This window comes from Cloacibacillus sp. An23 (assembly GCF_002159945.1).
Taxonomy (GTDB): Bacteria; Synergistota; Synergistia; order Synergistales; family Synergistaceae; genus Caccocola.
The window spans coordinates 1-18,845 of the sequence record NZ_NFJQ01000008.1; the positions used below are offsets into that span (position 1 = coordinate 1).

Annotated in this window: 18 protein-coding genes, 1 pseudogene and 1 riboswitch; of the genes and pseudogenes, 14 read left to right on the forward strand and 5 right to left on the reverse strand. The window is 47.9% G+C overall.

Going from position 1 to position 18,845, the window contains the following annotated elements; all coding sequences use genetic code 11:
* The 11 genes and pseudogenes from B5F39_RS14055 to coaE all read left to right on the forward strand — a co-directional run.
* A pseudogene (locus tag B5F39_RS14055) lies at positions 1 to 414 on the forward strand (hypothetical protein); the annotation flags it as partial.
* A 29-nt stretch (positions 415 to 443) separates the two neighbouring features.
* Positions 444 to 1,577 carry a glycosyltransferase gene (locus tag B5F39_RS08685; protein WP_158096001.1) on the forward strand — a complete coding sequence of 378 codons (1,134 nt, stop codon included), beginning with the start codon at positions 444 to 446 and terminating at the stop codon, positions 1,575 to 1,577.
* A 74-nt stretch (positions 1,578 to 1,651) separates the two neighbouring features.
* The gene (locus tag B5F39_RS08690) at positions 1,652 to 2,386 is read left to right on the forward strand and encodes a CDP-alcohol phosphatidyltransferase family protein (RefSeq protein WP_204245083.1); all 735 of its coding nucleotides are present in this window, start codon (positions 1,652 to 1,654) and stop codon (positions 2,384 to 2,386) included.
* 13 nt (positions 2,387 to 2,399) lie between these two features.
* Entirely contained in the window at positions 2,400 to 3,116 is a 717-nt protein-coding gene (locus tag B5F39_RS08695; RefSeq protein ID WP_087366124.1) for an IspD/TarI family cytidylyltransferase, read from the forward strand.
* Between the two features lie 16 nt (positions 3,117 to 3,132).
* The gene (locus B5F39_RS08700) at positions 3,133 to 4,182 is read left to right on the forward strand and encodes an NAD-dependent epimerase/dehydratase family protein (RefSeq protein WP_087366127.1); all 1,050 of its coding nucleotides are present in this window, start codon (positions 3,133 to 3,135) and stop codon (positions 4,180 to 4,182) included.
* 119 nt (positions 4,183 to 4,301) lie between these two features.
* Complete coding sequence (locus B5F39_RS08705; RefSeq protein ID WP_143330700.1) at positions 4,302 to 6,149, forward strand: hypothetical protein; 1,848 nt, start codon at positions 4,302 to 4,304, stop codon at positions 6,147 to 6,149.
* Between the two features lie 105 nt (positions 6,150 to 6,254).
* Positions 6,255 to 7,553 (forward strand): O-antigen polymerase, encoded by a 1,299-nt coding sequence (locus B5F39_RS08710; protein WP_255376024.1) that lies wholly within the window; start codon positions 6,255 to 6,257, stop codon positions 7,551 to 7,553.
* A complete protein-coding gene (locus B5F39_RS08715; RefSeq protein ID WP_087366136.1) occupies positions 7,535 to 8,980 on the forward strand; it encodes a flippase in 1,446 nt (481 codons plus the stop codon). Before B5F39_RS08710 ends, B5F39_RS08715 begins: the two co-directional genes overlap by 19 nt.
* A 562-nt stretch (positions 8,981 to 9,542) precedes the next feature.
* Positions 9,543 to 10,136: a hypothetical protein gene (locus tag B5F39_RS08720; RefSeq protein ID WP_087366140.1), complete on the forward strand. Its 594-nt coding sequence runs from the start codon at positions 9,543 to 9,545 to the stop codon at positions 10,134 to 10,136.
* Positions 10,137 to 10,167: 31 nt separating this feature from the next.
* A complete protein-coding gene (locus tag B5F39_RS08725) occupies positions 10,168 to 12,126 on the forward strand; it encodes a UvrD-helicase domain-containing protein (protein ID WP_087366143.1) in 1,959 nt (652 codons plus the stop codon).
* Positions 12,086 to 12,667: a dephospho-CoA kinase gene (gene coaE / locus B5F39_RS08730; RefSeq protein ID WP_158096003.1), complete on the forward strand. Its 582-nt coding sequence runs from the start codon at positions 12,086 to 12,088 to the stop codon at positions 12,665 to 12,667. Before B5F39_RS08725 ends, coaE begins: the two co-directional genes overlap by 41 nt.
* Positions 12,668 to 13,052: 385 nt before the next feature.
* Here coaE and B5F39_RS08735 read toward each other — a convergent pair whose 3' ends face one another.
* The 5 genes from B5F39_RS08735 to thiD are packed head-to-tail and all read right to left on the reverse strand — an operon-like array spanning position 13,053 to position 16,333.
* Positions 13,053 to 13,559 carry a DUF2004 domain-containing protein gene (locus B5F39_RS08735; protein WP_087366149.1) on the reverse strand — a complete coding sequence of 169 codons (507 nt, stop codon included), beginning with the start codon at positions 13,557 to 13,559 and terminating at the stop codon, positions 13,053 to 13,055.
* A 44-nt stretch (positions 13,560 to 13,603) separates the two neighbouring features.
* Complete coding sequence (thiW, locus tag B5F39_RS08740; RefSeq protein ID WP_087366152.1) at positions 13,604 to 14,116, reverse strand: energy coupling factor transporter S component ThiW; 513 nt, start codon at positions 14,114 to 14,116, stop codon at positions 13,604 to 13,606.
* Between the two features lie 16 nt (positions 14,117 to 14,132).
* The gene (thiE, locus tag B5F39_RS08745; RefSeq protein WP_087366155.1) at positions 14,133 to 14,774 is read right to left on the reverse strand and encodes a thiamine phosphate synthase; all 642 of its coding nucleotides are present in this window, start codon (positions 14,772 to 14,774) and stop codon (positions 14,133 to 14,135) included.
* Positions 14,764 to 15,510 carry a hydroxyethylthiazole kinase gene (gene thiM / locus B5F39_RS08750; protein WP_087366158.1) on the reverse strand — a complete coding sequence of 249 codons (747 nt, stop codon included), beginning with the start codon at positions 15,508 to 15,510 and terminating at the stop codon, positions 14,764 to 14,766. The genes thiE and thiM overlap by 11 nt, the downstream gene beginning before the upstream one ends.
* Complete coding sequence (gene thiD, locus B5F39_RS08755; RefSeq protein WP_343217578.1) at positions 15,503 to 16,333, reverse strand: bifunctional hydroxymethylpyrimidine kinase/phosphomethylpyrimidine kinase; 831 nt, start codon at positions 16,331 to 16,333, stop codon at positions 15,503 to 15,505. The genes thiM and thiD overlap by 8 nt, the downstream gene beginning before the upstream one ends.
* 51 nt (positions 16,334 to 16,384) lie before the next feature.
* A riboswitch (TPP riboswitch) is annotated at positions 16,385 to 16,482 on the reverse strand.
* A 97-nt stretch (positions 16,483 to 16,579) separates the two neighbouring features.
* Here thiD and B5F39_RS08760 point away from each other — a divergent pair.
* From B5F39_RS08760 to surE, 3 genes are all read left to right on the forward strand, one after another.
* Positions 16,580 to 17,290: a thiamine diphosphokinase gene (locus tag B5F39_RS08760; RefSeq protein ID WP_087366161.1), complete on the forward strand. Its 711-nt coding sequence runs from the start codon at positions 16,580 to 16,582 to the stop codon at positions 17,288 to 17,290.
* A gap of 77 nt (positions 17,291 to 17,367) precedes the next feature.
* Positions 17,368 to 17,985: a site-2 protease family protein gene (locus tag B5F39_RS08765; RefSeq protein ID WP_087366164.1), complete on the forward strand. Its 618-nt coding sequence runs from the start codon at positions 17,368 to 17,370 to the stop codon at positions 17,983 to 17,985.
* Positions 17,986 to 17,995: 10 nt separating this feature from the next.
* Positions 17,996 to 18,793 carry a 5'/3'-nucleotidase SurE gene (surE, locus tag B5F39_RS08770; RefSeq protein ID WP_087366166.1) on the forward strand — a complete coding sequence of 266 codons (798 nt, stop codon included), beginning with the start codon at positions 17,996 to 17,998 and terminating at the stop codon, positions 18,791 to 18,793.
* Positions 18,794 to 18,845 lie beyond the last annotated feature (52 nt).

The following is an 18,845-nucleotide window of genomic DNA, read 5'->3' on the forward strand; positions in this document are numbered from 1 at the left end:
AAAACCAACCAGTTCAACCTAACGGCGCGGAGATACACCGAAAGCGACATCCGCAGGATGAAAGAAGACGGCAGCCACAAAATCTGGATAGGCGAACTGGAAGACAAATTCGGCAGCTATGGCAAGGTCATACTAGCGATAGTAAGGCTGGAACCGAAGGAACAGCGAGCGGTGATAGACACCTTCCTCATGAGCTGCAGGGTCATGGGACGGAATGTGGAGACGGAGTTTCTTAAACATATAGAGCATGACCTTAAAGAAGAAGGCATTAAAGAAATCATAGGCGAGTATGTGGAAACGGCTAAGAATAATGTCGTCAAAGATTTCTATTTACAGCGAATTGGATGGGAGACGACAAACGAGATTTCTGGCTCAATAGTGTCGTATACAAAAAAGATCAAAACTCTAGTATAGATATTGGCGAAGGGAAATATTTTTGTGCTATGCCTACTAAACTTTTGATGGTATCGACTGTAGCATCAACATTAAGTGCTTTTTTATTGCCGCACGTAAAATGTATGCAGCAGCAAGGGTGGATTGTGGACGGAGCTGCAAACGGCATTATTGGCAATGATAAATGCATCAGCACTTTTAACTCCGTTTACGATATAAAATGGAGCCGTAATCCGTTTGATGTTTTCCGCATGATTGAAGCAATGGATAGAATCCGAAGCATCGTGGAGGATGGTGGGTATGACGTTGTCCATGTCCATACTCCAATTGCTTCCGCAGTGACACGTTTTGCACTTAGGCATATGGTCAAGGCTAAACAGATAAAAATGATGTATACGGCTCACGGCTTCCACTTCTACAAAGGAGCGCCGCTGCTGAACTGGCTTGTGTACTATCCGATAGAAAAATATTTGTCACGTTATACAGATGTGTTGGTTACTATAAACAAAGAGGACTACGCTCGTGCCCAAAGAAAATTTTGTACTCCTGTTGTCTATTACATCCCAGGAATTGGTGTCGATATAGAGAAATTTAAACGATGTAAAGTCTCTAAGCATGATAAAAGAGTAGAACTAGGCATCCCGGATAATGCTTTTGTACTATTGTCAGTAGGAGAACTAGCTAATAGGAAAAACCAACGTGTTGTTATTAGGGCACTTGGTAAAATCAATGACCCAACAATTTTCTATGTGATTGCAGGTAAAGGTCCTCTTGAAAATGAATACATGAGATTGGCAATGCAAAATGGTATTGCAGACAATGTCATGCTCTTAGGCCATAGGTTAGATATTGACGAGATATGTAAAGTTGCTGATGTTTTTGTACATCCAAGCGTAAGAGAAGGACTTGGCATTGCCCCTTTGGAGAGTATGGCTGTAGGACTTCCGCTAATATCGTCGTATGTCAATGGTATAAAGGACTATACACAAGATGGTGTTACAGGATGCTGTATAAGCAATCCGCTAGATGTTGAAGCAATGGTGGCAGCGATACTAACCATGCGGGATAATATCGAATTTCGGAAGCGATGTGCTTTGAATAATATAGAGATTGCAAAAAGCTTTGATATGAAGTTCTCATTAAAAGCTATGAGTAATATATATTGCAGGCAAGTAGCAAAATAGCGAATCTTATTTTATATAGGTTTATCTATGAAGTGGTTAATCGATTTCGTAAAATGGTTGGAGGAAAAATTATTATGATAACGCCGAAGCAAATCGCAGATATAACTATGACCCCGAAAAAAAGAAAAGACTCTAAAAATAATTATTTTGCGTTCTATATAGGCAGACCATTATCGTATATATTGACCATACCGTTTTTGTATACAAATATTGCGCCTAATACTGTATCTGTACTTTCTGTAATTCCTAGTGTGGTTGGTTTTTTACTTATGGGATTAGGTGAAAATGTAGATACATTGCTACTAGGGTGGGTATGTTTTTTCTTGTGGAATCTATTGGACGGCGTAGATGGGAATATTGCACGGTATAAAAAACTATCTTCTCCAATCGGCAGTGTATATGATGCGATGGGAGGATATGCTGCAACAGTGCTTTCATTTTTTGCTTGGGGATGGGCTGCATCGCATAAAAATGGAATTATTGCTGATATTATTTTTATTCCACCGGAATTCTATATCGTAATTGGCGCTTTGTCTGGAATTTTTACTTTGTTCCCTAGACTGATAATGCATCGTGCAATTACATCATTAAAAAATGAAAAAGCACTATCGGGGTTAATGGACAAATCTGAGTATGGTATAGTTAAAACGATTGCGCTAAACATTACGTCAACATCAGGTTTTCTTCAGGTCTTTATGTTGGTTTCTATAATTTTCAACGCTATGGATCTATTTACATTGAGTTATTGTGCAATCAATTTTTTGATTATGGCTGTTGCATTAAAAAATATACTGACTATGAAAGTTTGAAAGGATATTCTCAATGAATGTAGCTGTAATTATAGCGGGTGGATCCGGGCACCGTATGGGACAAGATATTCCCAAACAATTTATCAATGTTTATGATAAGCCAGTATTGATATATACGCTGGAGGGATTTCAGCGTCATCCGTTAATTGACGTAATTGAAGTCGTTTGTCTTGACGGTTGGCACGGCGTATTATCAGCATATGCTAAACAATTTAATATTACAAAGCTTCAATGGATAGTCACTGGGGGAATAACAGGACAAGAGTCTATACGTAATGGGGTGTTTAATCTTGAGGACAAATGTGCCCCTGATGACATCGTTATCATCCATGACGGCATTCGCCCTCTTGTCGATGATGCAGTTTTAACCGATGTGATTATGAAATGTCGTCAGTATGGAAACGCTGTTACTTCAATGCCATACAATGAGCAGATTTTTATAATTGACGATGAAGTATCCACAATTAAGTATATTCCGCGAGAAACACTTCGCCGCGTCTCAACCCCGCAGGCCTATAAATTTGGATTGCTTGACGCGAAATATCATGAAGCGTTTGAAAAACAGATTGGAATACACGGCTCATCATACACAAATACGATGATGGCCGATCTGGGCGAAAGGCTGTATTTCGCTTCCGGGTCTGATAAAAATATTAAACTTACAACAAAAGATGATTTAGAACTGTTCAAAGCATATCTGAAATCGGACAAAGATAATTGGTTGAAGTAAAGAGGGATAGAGCGCAATGAGCAACGAACTGTTTGAAGATGATATCAGATATGTGGCGGAGCTGGATTTACCATGGAATGAATTAACAGACAAAGCAGTCTTGATTACTGGCGCAAGCGGTTTGATAGGCAGTTTTCTTGTCAATGTGCTTATGTACAAAAATAGATTTGATAAATTAGATTGTAATATTTATGCAATCGGCAGAAATAAAGAAAGAGCTGATAAAACATTTTGTGAATATCAAGAGGACGAACGCTTCCAATTTATAGCCCACGATATCAATGTCCCTATGGGTGCTATAGATATAAAAGACGCTGATTACGTACTGCATTTAGCGAGTAATACGCACCCCATAGCTTATGCAGAAGATCCAATAGGTACAATAACCGCTAACGTCATCGGCACGAATAATATGCTGGAATTTGCGGTGAATCATAACGCACGACGTTTGGTTTTTGCCTCTTCCAATGAAATCTACGGAGAAAATCGCGGAGACGCTGAATTCTTTGACGAGCGTTATTGCGGATATATAGACTGCAATACATTACGGGCCGGCTATCCCGAAAGTAAACGGTGTGGTGAGGCCTTATGTCAAGCATATATTAAACAAAAGGGACTTGACGCTGTAGTCGCAAGATTTACGCGTACATACGGCCCGACCATGCTAAGTTCTGATACAAAGGCAATAGCGCAATTCATAAAGAAAGCTGCTGCGCAAGAAAACATTGTATTAAAAAGCGATGGAAAACAGTTCTATTCCTATACATACGTAGCTGACGCGGTATCAGGACTTCTTACCGTTATGCTGCGTGGGAAATGCGGTGAGGCATATAATATAGCCGATAAGAGAGGAGACATCAGGTTAAAAGACTTGGCGGAGATGATAGCTGGCATTGCCGGTACGAATGTCGTCTTTGAACTGCCTGATGACAAAGAAAAGGCTGGCTATAGCACAGCGACGAAGGCTAGGTTGAACGGAGATAAGCTTAAAGCCCTTGGCTGGAATATGAGATATGACGTCTCTTCTGGCATGTGGAAGACTTTACGCTTTCTTATGATGAAATGACTTCAAGATATCGGCTTTACCACATAAACATCAAGTAATAATAGGTAATGTTTTTTTGTGTGCGTTTTTATATTGGGAGAAAAATGAGAGAAAACTTTTATCAAAAAATCTGGAATAAGATGGAAAAATTCCAATATGTCTCTTTTGATATATTTGACACCCTTATAAAGCGCAATGTTTCAACGCCAAGGGAAGTATTCAAACTTGTCGAAGAGAAATATAACCTGCTAAATCCAACAAAGCCACGGATGGCTTTTTATAAGCAAAGAATTGAAGCTGAGCGGAAAGCCGTATATCTTAGCGACTGGGAAGAAGTTACGTTTGACGCGATTTATGATCAAATGGAGATGAGCGAGGTAGAAAGAAAAACATTACAAGAACTGGAAATAGAAACTGAGTTACAGGTTTGTATACCTAATTATCCCATACAGGAAATATATAAGCGATGCGTTGTCGGAGGCAAGACCATTGTTATCACTTCTGATATGTATTTGCCACAATGGGCAATCTGTAAAATACTGACAAATTGTGGCTATGCTCATTATCATAGATTATATTTATCTTCAACAGTGGGCCTAAAAAAAATTACAGGGAATTTATTTAAATATGTTTTATCTGACATGCAGATCGATAAAAGCGAGCTTGTACATATAGGAGATAGCAAAAGAGCTGATATTTTTGCATGCATGAAGAAAGGGATAAAGAGCATCTATCTTTCACATACCGTAATCAATACAACGTTTATAAACCGTACAATGTTAGGTAACGCAAGCGAGCATTCTCCGTATATCTTCATAAATAATATGCTGTCCAAATATCATAGTAGATCTAAGCTGTTTCTATGGGGATATGAAGCATTAGGGCCTTTATTGCTGGGGTTTTGCCACTGGATACACAGCAAAGTCCACGAACAAAATATAGAACGGACGTTTTTTCTTGCTCGCGATATGTATCTTGTTGTACAAGTATACCAGCGACTGTACCCTGACGAGTCTGTCCAATATCTAGAAATTTCACGTAAAAGTTTGAGAAGAGCATATATATTGGAGAGCAATCAGATTCATTCTGTTTTTGACACTATGGGACGCAGAGAATATTCAATCGGCGCTGTATGTGACGCCATAGGTTTGGAGACAGGGGGCGTTGTTGAGGGCTGTGCAGCGTTAGGCGTAAATATAGCAGCATCTGACGAATTTACCAATAAAAATACCATTGTTTATGATGCGCTAAACTATGTAATTTTAGAGATGCTTAGGAAAGAAGGGGATTTATCCTTAGATTATCTGAAATCAATGGGGATGTCAGCAAACATAAAAATGGCGATAGTCGACGTAGGTTGGCACGGCACGCTGCAAAATATGCTGGAAAAAATACTTAGAACGAAAGTGATGGGAATGTACTTTGGAAATACTAAAAGAGCATCATTTAGCAAGATGGATACTTGCGGTTATTGGTTTGACACAGACGACGAACGTCTTGTCCTTTCGCAGCTTTCTATGATGTACATTCTTGAAGTAATGTTATTCCCTAAAATTGGAACGACATCTGGTTATGTATATGAAGAAAATCATATCATACCACTATACGCTAAATGTGAAATGGGCGATGGCTTTGAAAAGGTTGAAGAGTTCCAAATCGGGGCTATGCAGTTTATTGATGATTATATAAACAAGTCGCCTTACAAAAATCTGCCGTTCCTTAAAAACGATGCGGTTATGGCATATGAGAAATTAGCCTTTCAGCCTACGTTATACCAAGCTAAGATGTTATCTTCTTTGCCCTATGAAGATGGAGACATAAAGCCGTTAGCCTTGGAAAAAAATATATTTTATTATTTATTAAGGCCTCGCTCGCTGTTGAATGACTATAAGCAAGCAAGGTGGAAGCCCGGGTTTATTAAACAAGTGTTTCCATTCATTAAAAATCCGCATCAGTTGGATCTGCTTGTAAAAAATAGAAAGAATTAAAAATATACCCAAAGCAATTGCCGTTATAATGTAAAAATGTATATTTTATTTATTGTCTCTTTGTGTTTTATTTTTTATATATCATATATAGTTTTTGAAAAGGATATGTTCGCTCCGCCAGTGATGATGGTTCTTGTCTTTATGGCTTGTGCTTGCGTGCCCATGACAAGATACGAAGACTGGCGGCTTGCCGAGTATGGCGCCCAGTCGGTTTTGCTGTTGATCCTAGGAATAATATCTTTTTTATCAGGTAGCCTGCTTGCATATTGTATCTCACATTACAGATATAATAGTATCTTGTTAACACGAGCATCGGATATAAGAAAAAGAATTATTATAACATCTTGGGGATTTGCGCTTATGTTTGGTCTTGGCCTAGTTGAGATATTTATGCTGGCAGATTACATAAGAGCTACGGTCGTCAGTATGAATTTCCCCCATTCGTCACTTGGATCAATGTTATTCTCATACAGAGTGATTGACGTTAATAATCTTATCCCGAAAGAATTCGCTATGCCGAGCTATTTACGTTTATTACGTTATAGCGTAGAAGTGTTTTCTGCTTTTGCAGTATACGTTTTGCTACATAATTTTATTTTACAGTGCTATAAAAAATCTGATATGTGGCTTGTTCTAATAATATTACTTTGGCCTGTAAATTCGCTGCTTGTATCGGCGCGTGGGCATATTCTGAACTTATTGGCTGAGATTGTATATCTCATTTTTTTCTTCTATGGTGTCAAATATGGCTTTAATTTTCGTATTGCGATTCATGTTATAAGCAAGGGAGTAAAATTACTATTCGTTTTTTTTATTCTTTTCTTTGTATTTGCTATATTTCAAGGTAGAATTCATAGTGGCAACACGTTATTTAACAGTGCTACTGTCTACGCAGGTGGCGGGATTCGCGCTTTCGATCTTTTTGTGAAAGCACCGAAAGACAAAAATACCGGGATGCTCGGAAACGATGAGACACTGATGGGCATCGGCTCTTTTTTGAACATGCACCTTGGAATTGGGAAAAAACCACTGGGGCCTCTTGAATTTAGAAATATCGCAGGCAAGAATCTCGGTAATATTTACACCGCATTTAGAAGGTATTATAGTGATTTTGGAACGTTTGGTATTGTGTTTTTCTCTGCAATATTGGGGTTTATTATGAATTATATGTATATGAAAAGTAAGAATGCGTGCATTAAGGGAAAAACTGTGTTTGAAGTCTTGCTCTTTTCATGGATGTCGAGGTTTATCTTTTATATGCCGATTGAGGAATATTTTTATGGCAGTACCATTACACTAAGCGGTATATATAAAATTGTCTTATTGTATATATTATATCGAATATTTTCTGAAAAGAAGATTTTTATAAATGGCAGGGGTTGCATATGCAGCAGACATCATTAAGAAAAAATGCAATCCTTAATATCGTCTATCGTTTATCTAGCATAGTTTTTCCATTGATTACATATCCCTATGTTTCACGTGTATTGACAACCGAGAACATGGGACGCATATCATTTTTTAGTTCTTTATCTAATTATATGCTATTGATAGGTTCACTTGGCATATATACTTATGGTGTCCGTATTGTTGCACAAGCAAGAGATAGTCGACGTGATCTCTCAATCATTGTAAAGGAACTATTGATTCTCAACTCTGCAGTAACAGGTGTTACTCTTGCAGTTTTAATTTTTTTTGTAGTTTTTACGGAAAAATTTCAAAATAACATGTCTTTATTTGTCATAAGTTGTTTGCAGATTGCAATGGCACCTTTAGGCATCGAATGGCTATACGGAGGTCTTGAACAGTATGGATATATAGCGCGACGTGCTATTTCTCTAAAAATTGCTTCATTAATTTTAATTTTTATATTTGTTAAGGATAAAAACGATTATGTTATTTATGCTACAATCACGTGTATCGGGTATATTGCTAATTATCTATGTAATTTCATTCATTCAATGAAATTTATAGACTGGAACGTGAACACAAAGTGGCAATTTAAGCGTCATATAAACTCTGTCTTGGTACTTTTTGCATCAATGCTGGCAATCAATGTTTATACCAACGTGAATATTATTATGCTTGGAATTATATGCGGAAATCGTGCAGTGGGGCTATATGATATAGCAAGTAAAGGACAATTGGTTTTGCTTTCCCTGATAAACTCAGTTAGCTCCGTATTATTTCCGCGCCTTTCATATTATTTGATGACTAATGATATTAAGTCATATAATGCTGTACTTAACGAATCTGTATCTGTAATATTGAGCATCGCTATACCGATAGCAGCATTCTTTTCTTTAGAAGCAAGAAACATTATTTTAGTCTTGGGTGGAGAAGAATATCTTCCGGCAGCGAATTGTATGCGAATATTAGCGCCTATTTTGATAATCTCAGGATTTTCCAATATAACCGGCAACCAAATATTATTGCCGCATGGACATGATGGAGCATTTATGAAAGCTGTATCGGCAGGTGCATTGGTAGCAATTATGTTAAACTTGTTTTTTATGCCTAGATATTGTTTTCTTGGAGCGGCAATGGTTACTTTATTTGCAGAGTTTGTTCAGATGTCTATACAATTTATCTATTCAAGAAAATATCTTAGGAACAACGTTGATTTAAGCGAAATAATAAAAATAATATACTCAACATTTTTGTCCATCATACCTATATTTATTATGATGTTTTATTTTATCTATCATCCAATTATCAATTTAATAATACATTTTTGTATTTTTACAATATTGTATATTTTATTTGCCTTCCGCTTTAAGATGATTATTATAAAAGAATTATATGCTCGTTTTTCGCATATGGTCAATTAACTTGAAAGGCAAAATACAATGGGATCACATATCGAAGCCTTGCAATAATGCCTTATCAAGGAGGATCCTATAATGAACGACAAACTCATCGCCAAATGGCTGTGTCCGGCTCGTGTCAACACCCGTTCGCAAAAACATTTTCCTCCAGTACGATGCCCTGCATTTATACGGCTACTTGCTCCAGTATAGATTGATTGTATAGAACTGGGGCTGAAGTCGCCGTTTCTGTTTGCTGTCCACTCCTCCGAGTACTCTATCAGATGCATTGTGACTAGTCTCGTGTACGATCCCTCGGGTAATATCACTACGACGCTGCGCCTCCGGCGTATCTCCATGTTCAGCCGCCAAGCATGTTCGTAGACGATGTTTTTTCGTCTCTATAAGCGGAAAGGTGTAGTCGGAAGTGAATCTTCAAGCTCGTTTTCTAGGCAACTTATCGTTGGGGATATCTCTTCTTATATTTTACAACGAATCTGTCCGTCATTTTTCTTGCTTCCTATACGTCTGGCGCCAACCATATTTTTTTGAGTTCCGCTTTACATAGAGCTTGGGCGAGTATCCATTGTACTGGAACACAGGTGATCCGTCTAATTCTGATTCTCTTCTATGCAAGCAAGGTCAGCAAATTGCTTTTGCGAACGGTATTGTGTTCTATCCGTTCTGCCCCTATGTCGCAACTGAAACTTTCTTCTTTGATTTACTCTCTCTTTACGCAGAAAACGACATTTCCTATACTGTATTTGGCGTTTTGAATATAGTGCCGGGGAGAGCTGCCATGAGGGAAATTCTGGGATCTTATTTTAAATGGAAAATCGCCGTATTCTTATTGATGTTTGCGATAGTCACCGTCGTTACGGCAGTCAATTTCTTCTATGGAGAGCGCAGCGCTCTGACCGTATTTCCGGCAGCATCCGAGACTATAGATGTAAAATATCTACAGGTTTTTGAAGTGGTGGAGCCCGACATGGCTCTTGCCCGGGCGGGAAACGAACGCGACATCGTGTTTGACCGCGACGCGATAGACGTGCTCCTTGTGGGCGAAGGGGCCAACTATTACGATAAGCAGAGAATCGACGTCCCCGATGGCAAAAAAGTTCGGCGTGTGGGGACGTACAAAAAATACGGGAAAACCCTTCCGGCGGTTCGTATAGAATAGCCGGAGATAATTTTTGTAAGGACGTGTTTCAATGAGCGGCATTATAGATTCGTTAAACCCCAGACAGCGCGAGGCTGTGACATACTGCGACGGGCCGCAGGTCGTGCTTGCGGGGGCGGGGAGCGGCAAGACGAAGGTGCTCACGACGAAGATAGCCTATCTTGTGAAGGAGGTGGGCGTGAGGCCGTGGCGCATTCTCGCGCTGACTTTTACGAACAAGGCGGCGCGCGAGATGAAGAGCCGCGCCGAGGCGATGTTTGACGGCGAGCTCGGCGGGCTTGAGATTTCTACGTTTCATTCCTATGGGCTGCGTTTTCTGCACCGTTATCACGATGCGCTTGAGAAGCTCGGCTATCCGTACCCGTTCGTGATTTTCGACCGAGGCGACGCGAAGTCGGTCGTCAAGCGCGCGATGAACGACCTGAACATCGACCCGAAGAAGCTGAGTATAGCCGAGGCGCTCGACATGATATCGAAGGCCAAGACGAAGGCGAACCCAGTGTCGCGCGAGCCCAGTATTTCCGACCGCTGGCGCTCTCTTTACGACGCATACCAGAACGCGCTGAAAACGCAGGGGGCGCTTGATTTCGACGACCTGATGGTGCTGCCGCTGCATATCCTCGCGACCGACAAGGATGTGCTCGCGCACGAGCGCGAGCGGCTCGACTGGGTGCTCGTTGACGAGTATCAGGACGTGAATATGCCGCAGTATCTCCTGCTGCGCTGCCTCGTGGACGGCGGGCGCAAGATTATGGTCGTCGGCGACCCGGACCAGTCCATTTACGGCTGGCGCGGCGCGGAGATGTCGATGATTTTGAATTTCGAGCGCGACTTCAAGGGCTCGAAACTGACGATACTCGATCAGAACTACCGTTCGACTGGAAACATTCTCGACGGGGCGAACGGCGTCATACGCAACAACGACGACCGTCACCCAAAGGATCTGTGGACGGCGTCGGAGCGCGGGTGCAAAATTCAGGTGAAGCGCTTATCAGATAATGAAGACGAAAATGAATGGATTGCGACATGTATAGAGAAATTGCACGATGAAGGTTATCGTTATGGAGAAATGGCAATACTTTATCGTATAAATGCTATGAGTGCTGTTATGGAAAACTCCCTTCTGCGGCACTCAATCCCTCATAAAATTATACGCGGAGTAGCTTTTTATGAACGTCCTGAGGTAAAAGATGCTATTTCAATGTTACGTCTTGCAGTTAATCCGCTTGATGGAATTTCACTTGCGCGTGTTGCCAAAATACCAGCACGAGGTCTTGGTGAATCGAGTATAGCAAAACTCCAAGATGCAATGTCGAAAATGATTCATGAAAGCGCTGAAGAACTTTGGCGTGAAGTTGAGAGGACTGGTGCACGCCTTAAGAGTAAACCAGCGTTAGGTGCGAAGTCTCTGGCTTCAGATATGCTTGCTATTTTAGCAAATAAGAACAACACTGGTGATGCGATACGTGCAATATTGTACACAAATGGATATGAAAATTATTTGCATGATAAATATCATGATGACTGGGAAGAGCGTATCGAAAATGTCATGGAAATACTCTCTTTGATTACGCCTGAAAGTAATATTGTAGACGCATTGACAGAACTACCGTTGATGACAGACCAAGACTCTTCGGAAATGATTCAAGACTCTGTGAGTATGTTGACTCTGCATGCAGCTAAAGGACTTGAATATCCGGTTGTATTTATGGCTGGTATGGAAGAAGGAATTTTTCCAACTGCACGTGCTGTTGAAGGCGTTGGCGATATATCTGAAGAACGCCGCCTTTGTTATGTAGGCATGACACGAGCGAGGGAACGTTTATATATGAGTTGTGCAGCATCCCGTATGCTCTTTGGAGGCTGGCAGCATAATAGTATGTCTCGATTCTTAGGTGAAATTCCACAAGAGGTTAAAGAATTTACAGATGAAGCATGGGAGAAAAATAATGCCGACAATCGGTCTGACAGGCGACGTTGGCGCTGGTAAGAGTACGCTCTGCTCGGTCTGGCGCGAAATGGGCGCGAACGTCATAGACGCGGACACTGTCGCGCGCTCAATGTGGGACGTGCCCGAGGTGCGCGTCGAGGCCGAGAAGCGCTGGGGCGCTGGATTTTTCGACGAGCCGGACCACAGGACGCTCTGGGCTAAAATAGCTGCTAAAATATTCAACGACGCCGGAGAATATAAATTCGCCTCAGCGCTGATACATAAACGCACAGGCGAAGAACTGAAAAAACTGGCGCGCGAATCGAAAGGCTGGACGATAGTCGAAATCCCTCTGCTCTACGAGGGCGGCCACGATGAGTGGCTCGATTACGTCGTCTACGCCGCCGCGCCCTTCGACAAGCGCGTCGCGCGCAACGCGAAGCGCAACTGGGACGCCGGGGAGGTCGCGCGCCGCGAGGCGAAGCTGACGCCAAGCTATGAAAAGATGGCGAAGGCCGATTTCGTGCTCGTCAACGACGGCACGGAGGAAGAATGGAAGCAAAAGGCGCGCGAACTCGGCGAAAAGCTGAAAAAGCTATAAGCGCGTCAAAAGAAGCGGAGGCGAAGAAATTTCCGCTCCCGATCGAAACCGCAGTCAGAAGCGTCAATTTCCGCTCGCGCAGTATTTCCCCGCCCGCTTCATGCTTTCGATGCGGGCGGCTTCGTTTTCATAATCGCCTTCGCGGCGAACGTCTTTGTGTTTACGAAGTACGGAGTGAGGCTGGCGCGGCTCGTCGAAAGCAGGGGCGAAACGCGCTGCGGCTTTTGCGCTCTATCTGACGGCGCTGATTGCCGCCGTATGGCTTTTCGGGTATTTCCAGGTTCTGCCTGAGCTTACAAAACTGGCCTGACGTCGATTTAATGCTTGAAGCAAAAAATGCACGTCCCCACGCAAATCTCAGCGGGGCGCGCATTTTTTATAAATTTCAGCTTTCGTGCGCGACGCAGGCGACGTTGCCGTCAGCGTCGAAATATATCACCATTAGCTCGTCTGTGATTTCTGGATTGAAATTCAAGTCCATTATGAACCCTTGCTCGCCCGTTTTCGCGTCTGCAATGCTTCCGAAGCGGTCGACGCGGAGGTAGTCTGCCATCTCTGAAAACGACAGCGCCGTCGTGTCGTCCACTGGGAACAGCTTCGCCGTGTCCTCCGCCTCCAGCTCGTCGCGGTGAAATTCCATGAAATAGGCGACGGTTGCGTAGTCTTCGCTCTCTTCGTCCGCGAGCGTCTCTTTCAGAAATTTCTTCGCCGCTGCCTCAAGCTCGTCCACGCGGTCGAGCATCAGGGCGGCTCTTTCCATCGCCGCTTCGTCCGCGGTCAACGTCTCTTCCACGTCGAACCAGAACGGCTGTCCCGCTTCGCCCTTGCCGAGGAAAATCTCTTCGCCGGGGGTGTACTCGATGTCAGGGTATTTTTCGCTGTTCAGCTTCATCACGGTTTCTCCTTTGCTTTATGGATTCCCAGCTACATCATGCTTCAGAAGGTGCGCGTAACGTTCCGCCTCCTGTTGAGCGCCCAGACGAGGGCCGCGCCGATGACGGCTCCGGGGACGGAGCTTATCAGGAACGAACCGGAGAAGAAATAAAATCCGACGCTTTTGCCTATCGCGGGGCCGAGCAGCTTTGCGCCCACCCACGCGCCCACTATGCCAGTGCCGGCGGGCTCCGCGCAGGCGGCGGCTATCCTGTACTTTTCCGGTAGAGCGCGTGCCGCGAGGCCGACGAAGAGCGCGCCGAACATGCTGCCGGGGAAGGCGAAGAGGCTGCCCGTGCCGAGCAGGTTGCGGATGACGCTCGTCGTGAAGGCCGCGCCGACGGCCCACCACGGGCCGAGGACGATTCCGGCGAGGACGTTTATCGTGTGCTGGAACGGGAAGCATTTCGTCGGCCCCATCGGTATGGAGACGACGGATAGCACGACGCCAGCGGCCGCGAGCGCGCCCGCGAGCACGGCTTTTTTCAGAAGTATGTCGTTTTTGTCGTTTCTCATTTTTTCGCTTCTTTAATTAAAAATATTTGTTTATCTCGTTTATCAGAGCGCCGGCCGCGGCTTCGGGGTCTTCCGCGCGCATGACCGCGCCGGAGAGCGATATGCCGCTCGCGCCGCAGCCCGCGAGCTCGCGGACGTTGGACAGCTCTATGCCGCCTATCGCGACCGAGGGGATGCTTATCGCGGAGAGCGTATTTTTGATTCCGTCGGGTCCTATGACGACGGCGTCGCCCTTCGTCGCCGTGCCGAAGGCCGCGCCGCAGCCTACGTAGTCCGCGCCGAGCCGCTCGGCCTCGCGCGCTAGCTCCGGAGTGCGCGCCGTGCCTCCGATTATGAAGTCCGGCCCCGCGATCGCGCGGGCCGCGTCCACGGGAAGGTCTTTCTGCCCGAGGTGTACTCCGTCGGCGTGGGCGGCGAGCGCTATGTCGAGCCTGTCGTTGACGACGAAAAGCGCGCCGCGCTCCGCGCAGAGCTTTTTCAGAGCGAGCGCCGTCCCGTAGGTTTCGCGCCCCGTCCAGCTCTTTACTCGAAGCTGCACGGCCGTAGCGCCTCCCGCGAGCGCGGCGCGCGTCTTTTCTATAACGGCCTCCGGCGCGTCGCCCTCTCCGCATATCACGTAAAGGCGAAGCTTTTCCGCGAGTTTTTTTCTATCGTACATTTTTCTCTTCCTCCGAATGAAGCTCGGCGAGCCAATCCATGAAGGCCGTGCGGAACGAGTATGGGCCGGCCGAGGCGCTGTCCTTCTCGGCGAGCGCCGCGGCGCGCCGGAAGAGCTTCAGCGCGTGCAGCGAGGCTTCGAACGGAGCTTCGCGCGAGCAGAAGAGAGCCGTCGCGCTGCCGAGCGCGCATCCTATGCCGCTCGTCATGGCGAGCAGCTTCGAGCCGCCGCTTACCGTCTCGCTTTTTTCTCCGTCCGATATAAAATCGAGCTCGCCGGTGCAGTAGACCGCGGCTCGGTATTTTTTCGCGCACTCCGCGACTATCCCGGCCGCCCCAGCCTCGCCGCATTCGCTCGACACGCCGCGCGGGGCCGCGCCCTCGCCGCAGAGCGCCGCGATTTCGGAAAAATTCCCCTTTATGACGGAAAACTTTATTTCGGAGAGCAGCGCGTCCGCCGCCTCCGTGCGGAAGCGCGAGAAGCCGTAACCCACCGCGTCCATGACTATCGGACGTTCGTGCTCAGCCGCCGCGCGCGCCGCCGCGAGGTACAGCTCGCGCGCGCGGCCGGGCGGCGTGCCGATGTTTATCAGCAGGGCGTCGCAGGCCGCGGCGATTTCGGCCGCCTCTTCCGGCTGCGGCGACATTATCGAGACGCCGCCGAGCAGGGCCACGCAGTCCGCCTGGAGCTGCGCCGAGACGGTGTTCGTTATCTGATAGACCAGCGGCTTAGCCATTGATTATTTCTATCCACGGCATAGTCACAGCGTGGCCGAGGCATCCCGCTCCGTGGCCGGCCGTCACGCCGTAATGCAGCCCGGCGCGCAGGTAAAGCCGCGCGCGGCGCACTGCCTCGGCGAGTCCGCAGCCGGCCACGAGCTCCGCCGCTATCGCGGAGCTAAGAGTGCAGCCCGTGCCGTGGTTCGCGGTCGTGTCGATGCGCTTGTCCTCGAATAGCGTCATCTTCCCGTCCGCGTATAGCACGTCGGTGATAGTCTCCGGCTCGCCTCCGAGATGCCCGCCTTTGACGAGCACCGCGCCGCAGCCGAGCTTCGCTATCTGCGCCGCCGCATCCTTCATATCCTCGACGGTGCGCACGGCCGCGCCTGTCAGCTTCTCGGCTTCGGGCAGGTTCGGCGTCACAATCATAGCCATGGGGACGATTATGCTTTTCACCGCCTCCACAGCGTCCGCCTCGAGCAGAGAGTCTCCGCTCTGCGCGACCATCACTGGATCGACTACTATCTTTTTTATGCCGAGTTCGGCGAGCCCTTCCGCCGCGGCGCTGATGTCCGCGCGATTGCCGAGCATCCCCGTCTTCACGGCGTCGAGCGGGAAGTCGCGCCCGACCGCGAGTATCTGCGCCTTCACAATCTCCGGCGGCACGGAGTGTATGCCGCTCACGCCGAGCGAATTCTGCACCGTCACCGCAGTTATCGCCGACGTTCCGAATATCTTGAGCGCGGCGAAAGTTTTCAAATCCGCCTGTATGCCCGCGCCGCCGCCTGAATCGCTGCCGGCGACCGTCATCGCGACGCCTCTGTATATGCCCTGTCTCAAATCCGTTCCTCCTTATCAAAAAAGCCCCGCATCGTGCGCGGGGCGTAAAATCGTCATACAAAGCCTCGCTTCCTACGCCGGCGTTGACCGGATCAGGTCTGGGGTCGAAGTAGCCTTCCTCTCAGCTTTGCGCTCCCCCGGAGAGCCTTCAATAAATTATCTGCCCGCGCGGCGGCGCTGTCAACTTGACAAAGGCGGCGCGCGTTGCTACAAACTTCACGGAAAGGCGGGCTTGCTGTGAAACGTATGGAACTTCCTGGAATTGCCATAGAAAACGAAAATATCGCGGAGGGCGGCCTCTGCGTGATGGTCCTCGGCGGGCGCGCGCCGTCGCCTGAATTTCTCGCGCGCGCCGCGGAGTACGGCGAAGTGTGGGCCGTGGACAGGGGAGTAGAAGCCTGCCGCGCGGCGGGGATAGTCCCCGCGATGCTCGTCGGCGACCGAGACAGCGGAAGCGCGGAGGCGTGGCGCTGGGCCGAGGAGAACGGCGCGCCGGTGCGCGAGTATCAGAGCGACAAGGATCTGACGGATTTTCAGCTCGCTCTGAAAATATTTGTTGAATCGCATAAAAATAACGGGAAAAAATTGTTTCTGACCGGCGCGCTCGGCGGGAGATTCGACCATTTATGGAGCCTCGTCATATCTTTTTTGAACCTCGCGCCGCGAGGCGTTCAGCTCTGCGCGGCCGACGACCACGAAGGGCTGCTCTTCCTTCACGGGCCGCAGAGCTATTCGCTCGAGTTTGCGAGGAAGCCGAAGGCCGTCTCGCTGCTCTCGTTTTCGCCGCGCTGCGAAGGCGTCTGCATATCGGGCGTGCGCTGGCCGCTTTCCTGCGCGGAACTTAGTTACGGCTTCCCCTACGCCGTGAGCAACCGCGTAGACGGGGACGGGCGCGTCGATGTCTCGTGCGGCTACGGCACGCTCGGCCTCTGCTGGACGTGGAACGACGCATTCTAGCTCCGCCGCTTGGCGCGTGCCGCCCGCCGCTTAACATGATAGAATAGGCCGGTAATTGGATATAAGGATGTGAGTCGATGTTAGGACACATTTTCTCGCCCGGCGGATTTGCGAACCTGCTGCTCAGCGTCCCCGCAGTGCTATGGGCGATAACTTTTCACGAATTCTGCCACGGCTTCGCCGCGAAGCTGCTCGGCGACCCGACCGCTGAGCGCGAGGGACGGCTCTCGCTCAACCCGCTCGACCATATCGACCCGATAGGCGCGCTCTGCCTTCTGCTCTTCCGCTTCGGCTGGGCGAAGCCCGTGCCGATAGACACGCGCTACTTCAAGCACCCGAAGCGCGACATAATAATCGTCAGTCTCGCGGGCGTCGTAGGCAACCTGCTGACGGCGTTCGTCTGCGCGAGGCTCGTGAACTTCTTCCCCGGCCTGTTCATGAGCTGGGGCGCGCAGCAGTTCATACTTCTGATGATATACATCAACCTCGGCCTCGCGGCCTTCAACATCATCCCGATACCGCCGCTCGACGGCTCGCGCATACTCTACGTGCTGCTTCCGTACCAGTGCATGAAATACTACTACTGGCTCGAACGCTACGGCATGTTCGTCGTCGTCGGCCTGCTCGTGCTCGGCATATTCCCGTACATCATGTATCCGATAATGACCGTGCTGTTCCACATCGTCATGTTCTAGGAGGAAATCCGTGAAAAAGATACTTGTCACCAACGACGACGGCGTCTACGCCGAAGGCATACTTGAACTGGCGCGCGCCCTCTCGTCCGCCGGATACGAGACGCTAGTCTGCGCGCCCGACAGGGAGCGCAGCGCGTCGGGGCATTCCATGACGATGGACAGGCCGCTCCAGATCAAGCGCGCGGACGCGGCGCTGACAGGGGGGCTCGAGGCGTGGTGCTGCGACGGCACGCCGACCGACTCCGTGATAATGGCGCTCGAAGCGCTTAAATTTCCTGCCGATGTAGTGATTTCAGGCATAAACCGCGGGCCGAACCTCGGCGACGACATCACCTACTCCGGCACGGCCTGCGCTGCGATGGAGGGCGTGATTGCGGGACTTCCGGCGATGGCGGTCTCGCTCGTCTGCGGCTCGCGCGACGCGGAGCTGCATTTCTCCACGGCCTCGCGCGCTGCGCTCGAAATACTCGAATGGACGCAAAAACACCCGATGGGCGAGGGCGTATTCTACAACGTCAACGTGCCGAACGTACCGCTCGAAGAGCTGCGCGGCGTAAAGCTCGCGCGCAAGGGCAAACGCCGCTATCATGACAAGATCACCGTGATAAAGACGCCGTTCGGCGGAGAAGCCTACTGGGTCGGCGGGCGCATCGTAGACGGCGATGACGAAGACACGGACGTGCGCGCCGTGTCGCGCGGCTTCGCCTCCGTCACGCCCGTGCATCTTGAAATGACGTCGTTCACGGAGCTCGAACGCATTTCGGCGCTCTCTATGGAGCGCGACGTGGACGCCGCGCTCGGCAGATAAACTGAACGAAGCGCGCACCTTGGTTCAATTTGAACGCGGAGCCTTGCACTGT

Coding starts and splice junctions, on each gene's coding strand:
- B5F39_RS08685 (WP_158096001.1), top strand. CDS start 444: ATGCCTACTAAACTTTTGATGGTATCGACTGTAGCATCAACATTAAGT.
- B5F39_RS08690 (WP_204245083.1), top strand. CDS start 1,652: ATGATAACGCCGAAGCAAATCGCAGATATAACTATGACCCCGAAAAAA.
- B5F39_RS08695 (WP_087366124.1), top strand. CDS start 2,400: ATGAATGTAGCTGTAATTATAGCGGGTGGATCCGGGCACCGTATGGGA.
- B5F39_RS08700 (WP_087366127.1), top strand. CDS start 3,133: ATGAGCAACGAACTGTTTGAAGATGATATCAGATATGTGGCGGAGCTG.
- B5F39_RS08705 (WP_143330700.1), top strand. CDS start 4,302: ATGGAAAAATTCCAATATGTCTCTTTTGATATATTTGACACCCTTATA.
- B5F39_RS08710 (WP_255376024.1), top strand. CDS start 6,255: ATGTTCGCTCCGCCAGTGATGATGGTTCTTGTCTTTATGGCTTGTGCT.
- B5F39_RS08715 (WP_087366136.1), top strand. CDS start 7,535: ATGCAGCAGACATCATTAAGAAAAAATGCAATCCTTAATATCGTCTAT.
- B5F39_RS08725 (WP_087366143.1), top strand. CDS start 10,168: ATGAGCGGCATTATAGATTCGTTAAACCCCAGACAGCGCGAGGCTGTG.
- coaE (WP_158096003.1), top strand. CDS start 12,086: ATGCCGACAATCGGTCTGACAGGCGACGTTGGCGCTGGTAAGAGTACG.
- B5F39_RS08735 (WP_087366149.1), bottom strand. CDS start 13,559: ATGAAGCTGAACAGCGAAAAATACCCTGACATCGAGTACACCCCCGGC.
- thiW (WP_087366152.1), bottom strand. CDS start 14,116: ATGAGAAACGACAAAAACGACATACTTCTGAAAAAAGCCGTGCTCGCG.
- thiE (WP_087366155.1), bottom strand. CDS start 14,774: ATGTACGATAGAAAAAAACTCGCGGAAAAGCTTCGCCTTTACGTGATA.
- thiM (WP_087366158.1), bottom strand. CDS start 15,510: ATGGCTAAGCCGCTGGTCTATCAGATAACGAACACCGTCTCGGCGCAG.
- B5F39_RS08760 (WP_087366161.1), top strand. CDS start 16,580: ATGGAACTTCCTGGAATTGCCATAGAAAACGAAAATATCGCGGAGGGC.
- B5F39_RS08765 (WP_087366164.1), top strand. CDS start 17,368: ATGTTAGGACACATTTTCTCGCCCGGCGGATTTGCGAACCTGCTGCTC.